We start from the raw sequence: 14,444 nt of genomic DNA, 5'->3' as shown, positions 1-14,444 counted from the left end.
CTGCGCCGCCCCCGCTTTCACTCATCCCGGATCACGCTGATTCAGCGTCATAAACGCAAATTTTGTTCACCAGCCCCTCCGCCGCCCGGCGAGGGCAACATCTTAGTCTATGATTATTCACTGTAGCCGCGTGGAAGCGGTCTCACCGCCCTTTTCCACCGCATCACACTGAATACCAGTCCAGCTTCCTGGCTGAAGAGACGCGCCGGCCCACCCGGCATCCTGGTCTCGCTGGCAGGTTTATGATTTTTGACATTTGCATGATCAACATCCTTTTCGCGCGATGGACGCCATTGCGCATTTCCAGGCTAAATGAGGCAACTGAATGGAATCCAAATCTTTTTCCAAAAGCTGGGGCGCTGAACGGGTTGCCCGTGATGAGGTGCGTTTTCGCCTCTGGGCAACCGGCCAGCAACGTGTGACGCTGCGCCTCTCCGGTAAAGACATAGAGATGACCCCGCAGGCTGACGGCTGGTTTGAGACGCAGGTTGCCGGTGTGGCCGCCGGCGCGGAGTATGACTTTGTGCTGGCCGATGGCACAGCCGTGCCCGATCCCGCCGCCCGCGCCCAGAAAGCGGAGGTCAACGGCCCCTCTCTGGTGATCGATCCTGATGCTTATCAGTGGCAGAACACCGCGTGGCGCGGCCGTCCGTGGCCGGAGTCGGTGGTGTATGAACTGCACATCGGCACCTTTACCCCCGAAGGCACTTTCCGGGCCGCGATTGAAAAGCTTCCGGTGCTGGCGGAAACCGGCATTACCATGATCGAGGTGCTCCCGGTGTCGCAGTTTGGCGGCAACCGCGGCTGGGGCTACGACGGCGTGCTGCTCTATGCACCGCACGCCGCCTACGGCACACCCGATGATTTCAAAGCCTTTATCGACGCAGCGCACGGCCACGGTCTGTCGGTGGTGCTCGATATCGTGCTGAACCACTTCGGCCCGGAGGGCAACTATCTGCCCCTGCTCTCGCCTGACTTCTTCCATCAGGAGCGCAAGACGCCGTGGGGGGCAGGCATCGCCTATGACGTTGATGCGGTTCGTCGCTACATTGTGGAGGCGCCGCTCTACTGGCTGCAGGAGTTTAATCTCGACGGCCTGCGTTTTGACGCCATCGATCAGATTGACGATCCCAGCGAAAAGCATGTGCTGATTGAGATTGCCGAGCGTATCCGCTCGACGATTACCGATCGCCCTATCCATCTCACCACCGAAGACTGCCGCAATGTCACCTTCCTTCATCCGCGTGATGAAAAAGGCGACGCTCCGCTGTTCACGGGGGAGTGGAACGATGACTTCCACAACGCCGTGCATGTGCTGGCGACCGGGGAAGATCACGCTTACTACCAGGACTTTGCCGATCATCCGGCGCAGCAGGTGGCGCGGGCGCTGGCAGAAGGCTTTGTCTATCAGGGCGAAGTGTCGAAGCAGTCAGGTGAACCGCGTGGGGTGAAAAGCAGCAGCCAGCCGCCGGTGGCCTTTGTCGACTTTATCCAGAATCACGATCAGACGGGCAACCGGGCGCAGGGCGAAAGGCTCATCAGCCTGGCTGGCGCGGCGCGCACTCAGGTGCTGCTGGCCACCCTGCTGGTCTCGCCGCATATCCCGCTGCTGTTCATGGGCGAAGAGTATGGCGAAACCCGGCCGTTCCTGTTCTTCACCGATTTCCACGGCGATCTGGCTAAAGCGGTGCGCGAAGGCCGCGCCAGAGAATTTGAAGGCCATGCCGGTCACGGTGAAACCGTGCCGGACCCTAATGATGTGACCACTTTTGAACAGTCGAAACTTAACTGGCAGAAGAGGGAGACGCCGGAAGGCCAGCAGTGGCTGGCACTGACGCGCCAGCTGCTCAGCCTGCGTCAGCAGCATATTGTGCCGCTGCTGCAGAGCGCCGGGGGGGACGCCGGCCAGGTGATCACGACGTCAGAGGGCTTCCTCGCGGTGCGCTGGGACTTCCCGGCGGGCACGCTCTCCCTGGCGCTGAACGTCAGCAACCGCACGCAGCCGATCCCCGATCTGCCGGGTAAGACCCTGTTTGCCTGGCCGCAGGCCGCAACTGAACTCGCGCCTGACTCTATCGTGGTGCGTCTGGCTAAGGGAGAAACCGCATGACTATTCCAACCGCAACCTATCGCATCCAGTTCCGCAACGGCATGACCTTTGACCGCGCCGCGGCGCTGGTGCCCTATCTGAAACAGCTTGGGATCAGCCATCTCTACGCCTCGCCGATCTTCAGCGCGACCGCGGAGTCCACCCACGGCTATGACGTCACCGACGTCAACGAGATCGAGCCCGCCATTGGCGGACGCGAAGGATTTGATCGGATGGTCGCCGCGCTGCAGGCCGCCGGACTGGGCCTGATCCTCGACATTGTGCCGAACCATATGGCCGCGTCGCTGGAGAACCCGTGGTGGCGCGACGTGATCGAACATGGCGAACAGAGTCGCTACGCCACCTATTTTGATATTGACTGGTCACGTCGCCTGACACTGCCGTTCCTCGGTGACACCTTTGAGGCGGTGCTGGCGAATGGCGAGATCAGCGTGCAGCGCGACCCGCAGAGCGGCAAGCCGGCGCTGGCCTACTTTGACAATTTCTACCCGCTGGACCCACGGAGCTGGCAGGATCGGGAAGAGGCGGTGCTCGCCCTGCGCGATGCCGCAGAGATCGCGGCCCTGCATGACCAGCAGCCGTGGCGACTGATGTCCTGGCGCGACGCGCCGCGCGACCTCTCCTACCGGCGTTTCTTTGAGGTGACCGGTCTGGTGGGCGTGCGCGTGGAGGACAAAACGGTCTTTGACGCAGCGCACCAGCTGATTCTTGAACTGGTTCACAGCGGCGCGGTGCAGGGCTTGCGGGTGGATCACGTCGATGGCCTGGCCGATCCGCGCGGCTATCTGGAGCAGCTGCGCCAGGCGGCGGGTCCCGACTGCTACCTCACCGTGGAGAAGATCCTGGGTGAGGATGAACAGCTGCCGGATGAGTGGCCGGTTTCCGGCACCACCGGCTATGAGTTTATGGCGGCGCTCGCCAACCTGCTGGTCGACAGCGATCGCCTGAGTGGCCTGCGCAAAGCCTATCAGGCGGTGATTGGCAAAACCGTGGACATGAAAGCGGAGCTGCGCGCCGCCAAACTGTTGATGGCGAACCGTAATTTTGCCGGTGAATTCAACCGGTTACTCCAGCTGGCGCTGACGATTGCCGACGCAGAGGGCACGCCACAGCCGGAGCCTGAGCTGAAAAATGCGCTGCGCGAGCTGCTGGTGGCGTTCCCGGTCTATCGCACCTACGGCACCCCGGAGGGCCTGACCCCTGCCGACCAGCAACTGCTGGAGCAGGTGGTCGGCCAGGTGAAAGCCAGCGCCACGGCACCAGACAGCGCGGCGCTCGACTTTCTGACCCGGATTCTGCGGGCAGAGGTCGCCTCTGCGGCCCGCGAGGATGCCACGCAGTTCCGCACCCGCTTCCAGCAGCTGACCGGCCCGCTGATGGCGAAGTCTGTCGAAGATACGCTGTTCTTCCGTCAGCACATGGCGCTGGCGCTGAATGAGGTCGGCGCTGAACCGCTGGCGCGTCACTTCTCGCTGGCGCAGTTCCACGCCGAAATGCAGGCGCGGCGCGAACATCAGCCCGATGCACTGTCGGGTACCTCAACGCACGACACCAAACGCGGTGAAGATGCGCGTGCGCGGCTCTATACCCTGACCGAAGCGCCGCAGCGCTGGGCGGATTGCGTGAGCCGCTGGCGGGAGATGAATCAGGATCAGGTCGTCCGGCTGAAAGATGGCCCGGCACCGGAGCCGGCGGTCGAATGGATGCTCTATGAAGCGCTGGCTGGCGTCTGGCCGACCACCCTGCAACCGGACGACGCGGAAGGTCTGGCGGCGCTGGAGGCCCGCTTTGTGGTTTACGTGGAAAAAGCGCTGCGTGAAGCCAAGCTGCGCACCGACTGGGCCGACAACAATGACGCCTATGAAGAGGCGGTGCTGGGCTATGCCCGTCACCTGCTCTCGCCCGCCAGTCACGCCTTCCTTAATGACTTCTGCGAGGCGCTGCAGCCCTTTATCCGCGCGGGCCTGGTCAACAGTCTGACCCAGACCGTGGTGAAACTCACCGCGCCGGGCGTGCCCGATATTTATCAGGGCAGCGAGGCGCTGGACTTCAGCCTGGTCGACCCCGATAACCGCCGCGAGCCCGACTTTGACGCGCTGGCCGCCATGCTCAGTGCGCCGCAGCACGACGGCAGTGAGGCCCACTGGCGACGTGGCCAGGTTAATCAGCAGGCGATTGTGAAGCTGCTGGCGCTGCGCCAGCAGCAACCTGACCTGTTCCGCCACGGCGACTATCTGGCGCTGGAAGCCGGGGGTGGGCAGCCGGACAAGGTGCTGGCCTTTGCCCGCACCCATGGGGATCAGGCGGTGATTGTCATTGTGTCGCGCCGGGTCTTTGACGCCCTGCCGGAAAACCTGGATCAGCCGCCTGCGGCGCGCTGGGCAGAGATCAGCCTCGCCCTGCCGGACGGGCTGCGTCAGCGCCATTATGAGGATGTGCTGAGCGGTAACACGCTCGATGCAGGCGATGCGCTGGCGCTGGGCGACCTGGCGTCGCAGTGGTGCGCCGTGCTGGTGGCACGCTGAAACCTTTTTTCTGTTACGCGTCAATCTGTTCACTGAATAACGAGGCATCAATGTCAAACAGTCAGCGTTTTGAAATTACGGCGGGTTACAGCCATTTGCTGGGGGCAAACTTTGATGGTCAGGGCGTAAACTTCGCCCTGTTCAGTGCCCACGCCGAGCGGGTGGAACTCTGTCTGTACGATCCCAGCGGTAAAACGGAAATCGCCCGTCTGGAACTGCCGGAATATACCCATGAAATCTGGCACGGCTATGTGCCGGGTCTGAAGCCAGGTGCGCTGTATGGCTATCGCGTCTATGGTCCCTACGACCCGGAGAATGGTCATCGCTTTAATCCGAACAAGCTGCTGCTCGATCCCTACGCCCGCGAACTGGCGGGCGACATCGCCTGGAACGAGGCGCACTTCGCCTACGATCTCTATCACGACGATAAAGATCTCACTTTTGACAGCCGCGACAGCGCGCCGTTTACACCGAAGTGCCGGGTGGTCGATCCCAACGAGTTTGACTGGCAGGACAGGAACCGTCCGAACGTGCCATGGCCGAAAACGGTGATCTATGAAACCCACGTCAAAGGCTTTACCCAGCTCAACACGGCGCTGCCGCCCGAACTGCGCGGCACCTTTGACGGCATGGGCCATAAAGCGACCGTCGACTACATCAAAAGCTTAGGCATTACCTCGGTCGAGCTGCTGCCGGTGCACTGGTTCCCGGACGATCAGCATCTGCTGGATAAAGGGCTGAAAAACTTCTGGGGCTACAACACGCTGGGCTTCTTTGCGCCCGCGACCCGCTACTTCGGCCCGCGCGGCATTCAGGGCTTCCGCGACATGGTTCGCGCCTTTCATGATGCCGGCATTGAGGTGATCCTCGACGTGGTTTACAACCACACCGCCGAGGGGAATGAGCTGGGGCCGACGCTGTCGTTTAAAGGCATCGATAACTTCTCCTACTACCGGACCCTGCCGGACCAGCACCGCTACTACATCAACGACACCGGAACCGGCAACACCGTTAATACCTCGCATCCGCGCGTGCTGCAGATGGTGCTCGATTCGCTGCGCTACTGGTCTGAGTCGATGCATATCGACGGTTTCCGTTTTGACCTCGGCACCATTCTGGGACGCGAACCGGATGGCTTTGACCCGCGCGGCGGCTTCTTCGATGCCGTGATGCAGGACCCGATCCTGTCACAGAAAAAGCTGATTGGTGAACCCTGGGATATCGGACCGGGTGGCTATCAGGTCGGCAGCTTCCCGCCAGGCTGGGCAGAGTGGAACGACCAGTATCGCGACACGGTGCGCGACTACTGGAAAGGCAACAACGTTTCGACCGACTTTGCCGCCCGTCTGCTCGGATCCGGCGATCTTTACGATCAGCACGGCCGTCGCCCGTGGGCCAGCGTCAACTTCGTGACGGCGCACGATGGCTTCACGCTCAACGATCTGGTCTCCTACAACGACAAGCACAACGATGAGAATGGCGAAGATAACAACGACGGTCACAACGACAACCGCTCGTACAACTATGGCGCAGAAGGCCCGACGGACGACGAAGGCATCAACGCCGTACGCGAGCGCCAGAAGCGCAACTTCCTCGCCACCCTGATCTTCTCACACGGCACGCCGATGCTGCTGGCAGGCGATGAGTTTGGCCGCAGCCAGATGGGCAACAACAACGGCTACTGCCAGGACAGTGAAATCTCCTGGGTTCACTGGGATAACCTGCCGGAATCCGCCGAAGCGCTGCGCGCGTTCACCCGCCAGATCCTGAGCCTGCGTGCTCAGCAGCCTCTGCTGCGTCGGGAGAACTGGCGCGACGGCATGGATATCAAATGGTTCAACGCCGGCGGCGGGTTCCAGCAGAGTGAGCAGTGGGATGAAGGCTCCACGCTGGGCGTCTATATCGGGCGGCCCGACCTGCAGACCGAAGAGGGCATCTGGCACGATGTGCTGATGCTGCTTAACCCGTTTGAGGGCAACGTGCCCTTCCGCATCCCGCAGTTTGGTGAAGGGGGCTGGGTGCTGGAGCTGACCACCAGCGACGTGGCGAAACGCGGTCTGGTCATCACCAAAGAGAAGGATTTTGAGCTGGAAGGACGCAGCTTCGCACTGTTCAGACGTCCCTGATTAGGGATGACGGTAAGGCTTCAGGCGCAGCGCCTCTGACGCTGCGCTTGAATTTCTGGCAATCACTGCCAGGCTTAACCGGTTGTTAAACGTGAAAATTGATGCTGATAAGGAGGCATAATGTCCAGATTTACGCAGAAAGTTGTGGTTGTGACAGGTGCCGGGTCCGGCATTGGTGAGGCGAGCGCAAAACGCTTTGCAGAAGAAGGCGCGTCAGTGGTGCTGGTGGGACGCACCGCGCAGAAACTCGAAGAGACGCTGGCCGGACTGACGCCGGGTGACCACCTGGTAGCGGCCTGCGACGTCTCAGACGCTGCCCAGGTTAAACAACTGTCAGAAACCGTGCTGAACAAATATGGCCGGGTTGACGTGCTGGTGAATAATGCTGGCGTGATTGTCCAGGGCCGCATCCATGAAGTGGACCTTGAGGACTGGAAAACGCTGATGAAAACCGACCTGGACGGGGTTTTCCACGGCGTTCACTACTTCATGCCTGCCCTGCTGAAGAGCAAAGGTAACGTGGTTAACATTTCGTCCGTTTCCGGCTTGGGCGGTGACTGGGGTATGAGCATCTACAATGCCGCCAAAGGGGCGATCACCAACTTTACCCGCGCTCTGGCGATGGACTACGGCGCGGACGGCGTCCGCATCAATGCGATCTGCCCGGGCTTTACCTTTACCGATCTGACGGAAGATACTAAACAGGATACGGCGCTGCTTGAGCGCTTTTACGATCGTATTCCACTGCGTCGCGCGGGTGAGGCGGATGATATCGCCAGGGCTATTGTCTTTATTGCCAGCGATGAGGCGAGCTATATTACCGGCGTCAATCTGCCGGTCGATGGCGGGCTGACCGCATCAAACGGACAGCCTAAACAGGCATAATCCTCAGGGCAGCGTCTTAACGCTGCCCTTTTTTAATTCAGACTACCCCGCTTTTATTCCCGCCCTTATCTGCTTTTCCGGAAAAAGAGTCCGGCGCTTAATGTTTTGGCGTATGACGGGTTGGCGTGGCAGCGCGTGCCGGTTTAATTACCGTACTGCTGCCCGGACAAATAAAAGTACTCAGGCAGGCATTACAGAGAATGGCATTGGCATGATGTATTTTCGCCACGGCCAGCGCCTGCTGACGGGTATAAAGCGAACCAATAAACACGCGCTTATCGTTCTTTGACAGATTAACGCAACCTTCTTTGTGTAAAATCCATCCACCCATGGGACGCGGGCACAGATAATAATAGCTGGCTTTGAGCATGGTAGTCATCCTGATAGTTGCTGTATGTGTCTTAAAAAAACGAACCAAAATTCGTAAGAGATTTTATTTGTAATCTGAAGCTTTATTAAACTAACTGAGAATTATCCCTAAAACCACTTTATTACAGAGGGCGGACTGACTTTGAGAATATGCCCTTTTTACCCGCCTCACTCGCTTCAGCTATTTATCGCCGCCGATCCCCGCCTGCCGCTTCAGCGCGTTATAAGCATTTACCGTGCTAATGCATACCAGAACAGCGAAAAACTATAATTATCTATAAATATCATATATTTAATAAAAAAACCTTACGGAAAATCCGCTTCTGCCGTCCGGGTCATATCAGACGCAGCGCTGAAATCACTTACCCCCGCAGGGGTAATTATGAGTATTAATGAACTGAAGCTGAAAAAGCGTGAAAGCGACAGAGGGCGCGCCTTTAAGCGGAACGCTAAGTCCCCCGGCTTTGCGGATTTATCAATACCGGTGGACGCATCCAGCCGTGCCCGGTTTGCAAAAGTAAAACGAACGGTTTACTTTTAAAGAATGAAAAAACGCGATGACATCATTCAGGCTGCCGAGCGGCTGTTTTACACCCACGGGTTCCACGCCACCAGTACCGACCAGCTCTGTCGGGAAGCGGGCGTCTCCACCCGAACCTTCTATCATCACTTTCCCTCACGCGAGGCGATGACCGCCGCGGTGATGGCGGCGCGTGAGCAGCGCTTTATGGCTGAGCTGCTGCCGGCCCACCAGCCGGAGGCGATCGCGCAGCTGTTTAGCGTGCTGGCCAGCTGGACCGAGGCAAACGGTGCGCACGGCTGCTTCTTCCTTAAAGCCTGGGGAGAATATGCCGGACGGGATCAGGCGCTGGCAGAGCAGGCGCTGGCATTCCGCGCCGCCATGCGCCGCTACATCACCGACTGTGTAACCTGCCTGCACGGTGCCGAAGATCGATCATTGAGCGATGCCATCTGGATGCTCTTTGAAGGGGCGATTACCACCGCGCTGATTACCGGCCCCGCCGCCGCGCAGCATGCGGCGCAGATCGCCAGCCAGCTGCTGCTTCAGAAAGGGGCTTCCTGATGAGGTCGCCTGCTGCGCTGGCTCTGACCGGCTTCAGCCTGATCGCGGTAACCTATGGCATGGCCCGCTTCTCATGGGGGTTGATGCTGCCCGCCATATCGGCAGCGATCCCGTTAAGCCCGCAGCAGACGGGTCTGCTCTCCGCCTGCAGCTTTGTCTCTTACTGTCTGACCATTCTCAGCGCCGCGACGCTGGCCCGGCGCTACGGTGCGCGGCTGACGGCGCTACTCGCCTCACTCTGTGCGACAGCTGGTCTGCTGCTGCTTGCCCTCGCCACCTCGCCGCTGCTGCTGGCGGCCGGGCTCTTTATCGCCGGATTCAGTTCCGGCCTGGCGTCTCCCGCCCTGGCGGCGGCAGTCAGTGCCTGTGTGCCCGCGGCGCGCCAGCCGCGCATCAACACCCTGATCAATGCCGGTACCAGCGCGGGGATTATCCTCTCCGTTATCATTCTCGGCACGCTGCCGGGCGGCTGGCGCGCCGCCTGCGGGCTCTTCGCCCTGCTCGCTCTGGCCTGTGCGCTGCCGGTGATGCGTCATTTATCCTCTCACACCGCTGCTCAGAGGCCGCAGAAGCGTCACGGGCAGCCGCGCCTGTACTGCCGCGCACTGCGGCGGCTGATGGGCATTGCGCTTGTTTCAGGCCTGATCAGTGCGGCCTGGTGGAGTTTTGGATCGGTGCTGCTGCGTCAGCACGTCGGCGTGGATGCGGAGAGTGCCCGTTTGCTCTGGCTGATTGCCGGAGGAGCGGGCATTGCCGGTGTGCTTACCGGCCCGCTGGCTGCCCGTATCGGACTGAATGGGGTCTACCGGCTCGCGCTGTGCGGAATGGCCGTGCCGCTGCTGGTGCTGGCCCTGAGCCGGGGCGACTCTGCGGGCTTAATGGTGGCGGTAGCCTGTTGTGGCGCGGGCTATGTCACGCTGTCAGGAGTGTTACTGGTCTGGGGCGCGCAGGCCACCGCTGACGATCCGGCAACCGGCGTCGGGATGCTGTTCTTTATGCTGGCGGCAGGTCAGGTGGTAGGATCGCTGCTGTTTGGCCAGCTCTATGCCGCGCTGGGCGCCGTTACGGCTTTGACGCTGTTTGCTGCCAGTGCCCTGCTGCTGCTGTTTGTTGCCCCGCGCCGTGTGAAAGCGCCATTGCGCGATCGGCGGCAGCCGTGAACAGAGCGAAAAGAGGGATAACGCACATTTTCTGGCGAATAAATATAACCTCCGCACGCGGAGGTTATTAAGCGTGGCGGGCGATAGCGGAATTAATCAGTTCAGCGCCCGGATATTATTAATGCGCGGATTAATCGTCTGCTCAGTTAAATCGTCATCGGCACCAAGATAATAAGGCACGACGCAATGCCTGCCATCTTTGGTAAAAATAATCTGGTTATCGTGCAGAAATAGCGCAGTGAAATGACCGAGCACCACACCATTTAATTCAAAGCAGTGATTTCTCGCGGCGCGCAGCCCCTGCTTACTTTTCAGAAAATCAACAAATCGCATCACGCCGCACCCCCGGATATTAAATCAGCTCAACCGAAACCGCAGAGATAATAGCCCTAACCCTGGAATGAATCATCCGGCTGGCGCGGTTTTCAGAAAAGGCTTAATACCCCCGGATATCGCCTCTTTCATGCTGCCTGGCATTCTGCCCTCCGATTTGCCAGGATTAATCCTGGTAAGCGAGCCGACAGGAGAGAATGCGCACCCGCAAGATTTTCATTGCGTCCCCTGACGACCCGCTATACCGTTGTTTTTTCACCAGGTACAGCCGTTAAAGATAATACCGGAGCGTGACAATGGAAATTTTTGCAGCAGAGGATGTTCATATCCCGGCGATTCAGCAGATTTACGCCTGGCATGTTCTTAATGGCACCGGCTCCTTTGAGACGGTTCCGCCTGATGTCGCCGAAATCGCCGGGCGGATGCACAAGATTCAGCAGGCGGGCCTGCCGTGGTTTATCGCCGTCAGCGACGGTGAGGTGTGCGGTTTCTGCTATCTGGCCCCCTATCGTCCGCGTCATGCTTACCGGCACACGCTGGAAGATTCGATCTATATCGATCCGGGATTTCAGCAGCGTGGCATCGGGTCACGCCTGTTACATCATGCGATTGCCTGGGCAGAGCAGGCGGGGTTTCGTCAGCTGATCGCTAATGTAGGCGACAGCGGGAACCAGGGCTCCATTGCGCTGCATCGCGCAGCGGGCTTTGAGATGACCGGCATCCTGCGTTCGGTCGGGTTCAAACAGGGTCGCTGGCTAGATACGGTTTTTATGCAGCGTGCGCTGGGAAAAGGTGATTCAGCGCTTCCTGTCGACTAAAATAGTTCCAGAGTAAGAAAGGCGCACTCCCCCTCGTTCTCCCCAGGAGAACCTTCTGGTAAGGTGTGTTAACAAAAAATAAAAAATCCCGGAAATCTTTATGTTGTCGACAATCATCTACAGAAGCCACATCACTGAAAATGTGTCACTGGGGCTTCTGCATGATTTGGCATTAAAAGCGAACAAAATCAACAAATCATCCAGCGTCACCGGGATTCTGTTGTTCAATGGAACACACTTTTTTCAGCTGCTGGAAGGTCCGGAAGCGGCCGTAAAAGCGGTCTATAACCGGATTTGCCAGGATCCGCGCCATCATAATCTGGTTGAACTGTTGCGCGACTACGCCCCGGCGCGACGGTTTGGTCACGTCGGTATGGAACTGTTCGATCTCCGTCTGCACGATAAAGAGACGGTACTGGAAGCGGTGCTGGAGAAATGCACCACCCGCTACCAGATGACCTATTCCGACCGCGCTCTGCAGTTCCTGCGTACCTTTGTCGAAGCGCGGGAAAAAGAGAACTATTTTGAGATCCCTTCCGCCAGCGGCTGGACCTTTATCCGCGACGAGTCAGAGCAGCGTGAAGGCGATGCCGCACTGATGGCGACGGATGAGGTCAGCTTCGCGTTTCAGCCGATCGTCGATCCCTTTGCCTGTGAAATCGTTTCACTGGAGGCACTGCTGCGCGGCCCGCAGGGTGAACCGCCACTGGATTATTTTGCCGGACTGTCACGTGAACAGCTCTATCAGACCGATCTGCAGTCGAAGAAAATCGCGTTTGCTCAGGCAAAACAGCTGGGGATTGAGGGGATGACCCTGTCGATCAACCTGCTGCCGATGACCCTGGTAGAAGTGCCCGATGCGGTTCCGTTTTTGCTGGAGGCGATCGCGGCCCAGGGGCTGGTGCCGGAGCAGATCATGGTGGAGTTCACCGAGAATGAAATTATCTCGCAGCCGGATGCCTTTGAAGCGGCCCTTCGCCAGCTGAAGGCGGCGGGCATCAGCCTCGCGCTGGACGATTTTGGCGCCGGCTTCGCCGGGCTGTCGCTGCTGACCCGCATTCAGCCCGACAAGATCAAGATTGACCGGGCGATTATCTCAGGCGTGCATAAAAGCGGACCGAAGCAGGCGATCATTCATGCCATTCTGAAATGCTGCTCGTCACTGGAGATCGGCGTGATCGCGGAGGGCATCGAACAGCCCGAAGAGTGGATGTGGCTCGAAGCGGCAGGCGTGACCCAGTTTCAGGGCTTCCTCTTCTCAAAACCTGAGCTGAACCGCATTGCGGCCGTCGCCTGGCCAGAGCTGCTTTAACCCCCTGCGATTTGGATGATTTTGCGCTTCTCTGCCTTGCCGGATCCCCTGGCGACTGCTAAATAATAAACAGCGCCGGGCGATCATTTTTCTGTCATCTTCGCCCGGCAGAGTCAGTTATTGCCCAGTCTGTGATTACCGATTTAGCAGTCAGATGTTCAGTGTTTAGGCCAGCGCAACGCGCCATGCGTGCGACGTGACTCCAGGGACAGCATTTGAGGAACTGAATGAAGCAAATCATCCGCGGTGATAAAGAACCCTCCCATATCCTGGCAGCAACCCGTGCGCTCGAAGCGCACTACGCCCGCTACGGAGAAGGCAATAAGTACCATCCCATCATCTACTCCATCGCCTACCGCAGCCGTTTTTATCAGGTCGAAGTCATTACCCGACGCGAAACCATGGTGGCAACCGTGATTACCGGCGTCCGTAACCTCACTCATCTCCCCGGTGCCGCCTGACGGTCACCCCTTACCCAGCGGGGGCTGACCGCCCCCGGTTCGCAGGTTAACGCCGGTAGAGCGCATTGGCCGGATAGATGGCGCCAATCACGCTCTTCTCCCGCGCCCCCGTTACCGCAGGCAGATTGCCCGGCAGCCCGGAGAGCGTACGAAACGCCAGCCAGGCAAACGCCAGCGCCTCCATATCGTCCCCGCTGATACCCGCCGCATCGGTGGTAGTCACTTCGGTGCCGGGAAGATGAGCAGCCAGGCGCGCCATCAGCAGCGGATTGCGGCTGCCGCCGCCGCACACCAGCAGACGGTCACAGCCATCGTTGAGCAATATCTGCTGGGTGATGGTTATGGCGGTCAGCTCCACCAGCGTCGCCTGCACATCCTGCGGAGCCAGCCCCGGGAAATAGCGCAGATGCTGCTCCAGCCAGCCCAGATTAAAGTGCTCGCGACCGGTGCTTTTCGGTGGCGGAAGCGCAAACCAGGGCTCCCTTAAGAGCGCCTCCAGCAGCGCCGGAACCCGCGTACCGCTTCGCGCCCACTGCGCATCTTTGTCATACGGCAGACCCTGATTCCGCCAGATCCAGGCATCCAGCAGCATATTACCGGGACCGGTATCGAAACCCCGCACCGGCTGCCCCGGTATCAGCAGCGAAAGGTTAGCGATGCCGCCAATATTCAGCACCATGCGGCGTTCCGTGGCATCCATCAGCAGGGCCTGATGAAAAGCCGGCACCAGCGGCGCGCCCTGTCCGCCCAGCGCCATGTCACGGCGACGGAAGTCGCCCACCACCGTGACGCCGGTCGCCGCCACAATCTGGTTGTTGTCGCCAATCTGCAGGGTGTTGGGCGCGTCGCTCTGCGGCTCATGCCAGACGGTCTGACCGTGACAGCCAATTGCCGTGATATCGCTGGCCTCAAGGGATTCGCGCTTCATCAGCGTGACTACCGCCTCGGCAAACAGCTGGCCGAGACGGGTGTCCAGCTGCCCCAGCTGCGACAGCGTCAGGGATTGTCCCTGACAAATCGCGAGGATCGCCTGGCGCAGCCCGGCGGGGATAGGATGCGAATAGCTCGCCTGCTGAGCCACCATATTTTCGTCAATGGCCGCCAGCACCACATCCACTCCATCCAGGCTGGTGCCTGACATTACTCCGATATAGCGTCCTGATTTCATAGCCATTCCTTACATCCGGCGGGAGGTGCAATTTATCTGCGGCTAGCCTGACAAATTACACCCGCTAATTCTATGATTAATTTGTTTTTATCC

General features: G+C 59.4%; 13 protein-coding genes. 10 read left to right on the top strand and 3 right to left on the bottom strand.

Annotation, left to right across the window (positions count from 1 at the left end; genetic code table 11):
- Nucleotides 1-325: 325 nt before the first annotated feature.
- The 4 genes from treZ (at nt 326) to budC (ending at nt 7,646) form a co-directional block, all read left to right on the top strand.
- A complete protein-coding gene (gene treZ / locus FJW00_RS18155) occupies nt 326-2,110 on the top strand; it encodes a malto-oligosyltrehalose trehalohydrolase (RefSeq protein ID WP_140925221.1) in 1,785 nt (594 codons plus the stop codon).
- Nucleotides 2,107-4,635, top strand: a complete 2,529-nt coding sequence (gene treY / locus FJW00_RS18150) for a malto-oligosyltrehalose synthase (protein ID WP_140925219.1) — start codon at nt 2,107-2,109, stop codon at nt 4,633-4,635. The genes treZ and treY overlap by 4 nt, the downstream gene beginning before the upstream one ends.
- Before the next feature lie 50 nt (nt 4,636-4,685).
- Complete coding sequence (gene glgX / locus FJW00_RS18145) at nt 4,686-6,761, top strand: glycogen debranching protein GlgX (RefSeq protein WP_058956644.1); 2,076 nt, start codon at nt 4,686-4,688, stop codon at nt 6,759-6,761.
- A 120-nt stretch (nt 6,762-6,881) separates the two neighbouring features.
- A complete protein-coding gene (gene budC, locus FJW00_RS18140; RefSeq protein WP_140925217.1) occupies nt 6,882-7,646 on the top strand; it encodes a meso-2,3-butanediol dehydrogenase in 765 nt (254 codons plus the stop codon).
- A gap of 97 nt (nt 7,647-7,743) precedes the next feature.
- On the opposite strand, the gene FJW00_RS22695 is transcribed toward budC, so the two are convergent.
- A complete protein-coding gene (locus tag FJW00_RS22695) occupies nt 7,744-8,016 on the bottom strand; it encodes a hypothetical protein (protein WP_009090436.1) in 273 nt (90 codons plus the stop codon).
- Between the two features lie 381 nt (nt 8,017-8,397).
- Here FJW00_RS22695 and FJW00_RS22390 point away from each other — a divergent pair, with 381 nt between their 5' ends.
- Genes FJW00_RS22390 through FJW00_RS18125 form a run of 3 tightly spaced genes read left to right on the top strand, consistent with a single transcriptional unit; the run spans nt 8,398 to nt 10,259 of the window.
- A complete protein-coding gene (locus FJW00_RS22390; RefSeq protein WP_167428252.1) occupies nt 8,398-8,556 on the top strand; it encodes a hypothetical protein in 159 nt (52 codons plus the stop codon).
- A gap of 3 nt (nt 8,557-8,559) precedes the next feature.
- Nucleotides 8,560-9,099 carry a TetR/AcrR family transcriptional regulator gene (locus FJW00_RS18130; protein WP_140925215.1) on the top strand — a complete coding sequence of 180 codons (540 nt, stop codon included), beginning with the start codon at nt 8,560-8,562 and terminating at the stop codon, nt 9,097-9,099.
- Nucleotides 9,099-10,259 carry an MFS transporter gene (locus FJW00_RS18125; RefSeq protein ID WP_140925212.1) on the top strand — a complete coding sequence of 387 codons (1,161 nt, stop codon included), beginning with the start codon at nt 9,099-9,101 and terminating at the stop codon, nt 10,257-10,259. The genes FJW00_RS18130 and FJW00_RS18125 overlap by 1 nt, the downstream gene beginning before the upstream one ends.
- Nucleotides 10,260-10,355: 96 nt before the next feature.
- On the opposite strand, the gene FJW00_RS18120 is transcribed toward FJW00_RS18125, so the two are convergent.
- The gene (locus tag FJW00_RS18120; protein WP_009090441.1) at nt 10,356-10,592 is read right to left on the bottom strand and encodes a hypothetical protein; all 237 of its coding nucleotides are present in this window, start codon (nt 10,590-10,592) and stop codon (nt 10,356-10,358) included.
- 296 nt (nt 10,593-10,888) lie between these two features.
- On the opposite strand from FJW00_RS18120, the gene FJW00_RS18115 reads away from it, so the two are divergent.
- From FJW00_RS18115 to FJW00_RS18105, 3 genes are all read left to right on the top strand, one after another.
- Nucleotides 10,889-11,410 (top strand): GNAT family N-acetyltransferase, encoded by a 522-nt coding sequence (locus FJW00_RS18115; protein WP_140925210.1) that lies wholly within the window; start codon nt 10,889-10,891, stop codon nt 11,408-11,410.
- 100 nt (nt 11,411-11,510) lie between these two features.
- Complete coding sequence (locus tag FJW00_RS18110; protein ID WP_009090445.1) at nt 11,511-12,722, top strand: diguanylate phosphodiesterase; 1,212 nt, start codon at nt 11,511-11,513, stop codon at nt 12,720-12,722.
- 227 nt (nt 12,723-12,949) lie between these two features.
- Complete coding sequence (locus FJW00_RS18105; RefSeq protein ID WP_009090450.1) at nt 12,950-13,183, top strand: DUF4060 family protein; 234 nt, start codon at nt 12,950-12,952, stop codon at nt 13,181-13,183.
- A gap of 46 nt (nt 13,184-13,229) precedes the next feature.
- Here FJW00_RS18105 and anmK read toward each other — a convergent pair whose 3' ends face one another.
- Nucleotides 13,230-14,351 (bottom strand): anhydro-N-acetylmuramic acid kinase, encoded by a 1,122-nt coding sequence (gene anmK, locus FJW00_RS18100; RefSeq protein ID WP_046101745.1) that lies wholly within the window; start codon nt 14,349-14,351, stop codon nt 13,230-13,232.
- Nucleotides 14,352-14,444 lie beyond the last annotated feature (93 nt).

The sequence above is a fragment of the Pantoea anthophila genome, assembly GCF_006494375.1.
GTDB lineage: Bacteria > Pseudomonadota > Gammaproteobacteria > Enterobacterales > Enterobacteriaceae > Pantoea > Pantoea anthophila.
This window is presented reverse-complemented; position numbering and strand designations above follow the sequence as displayed.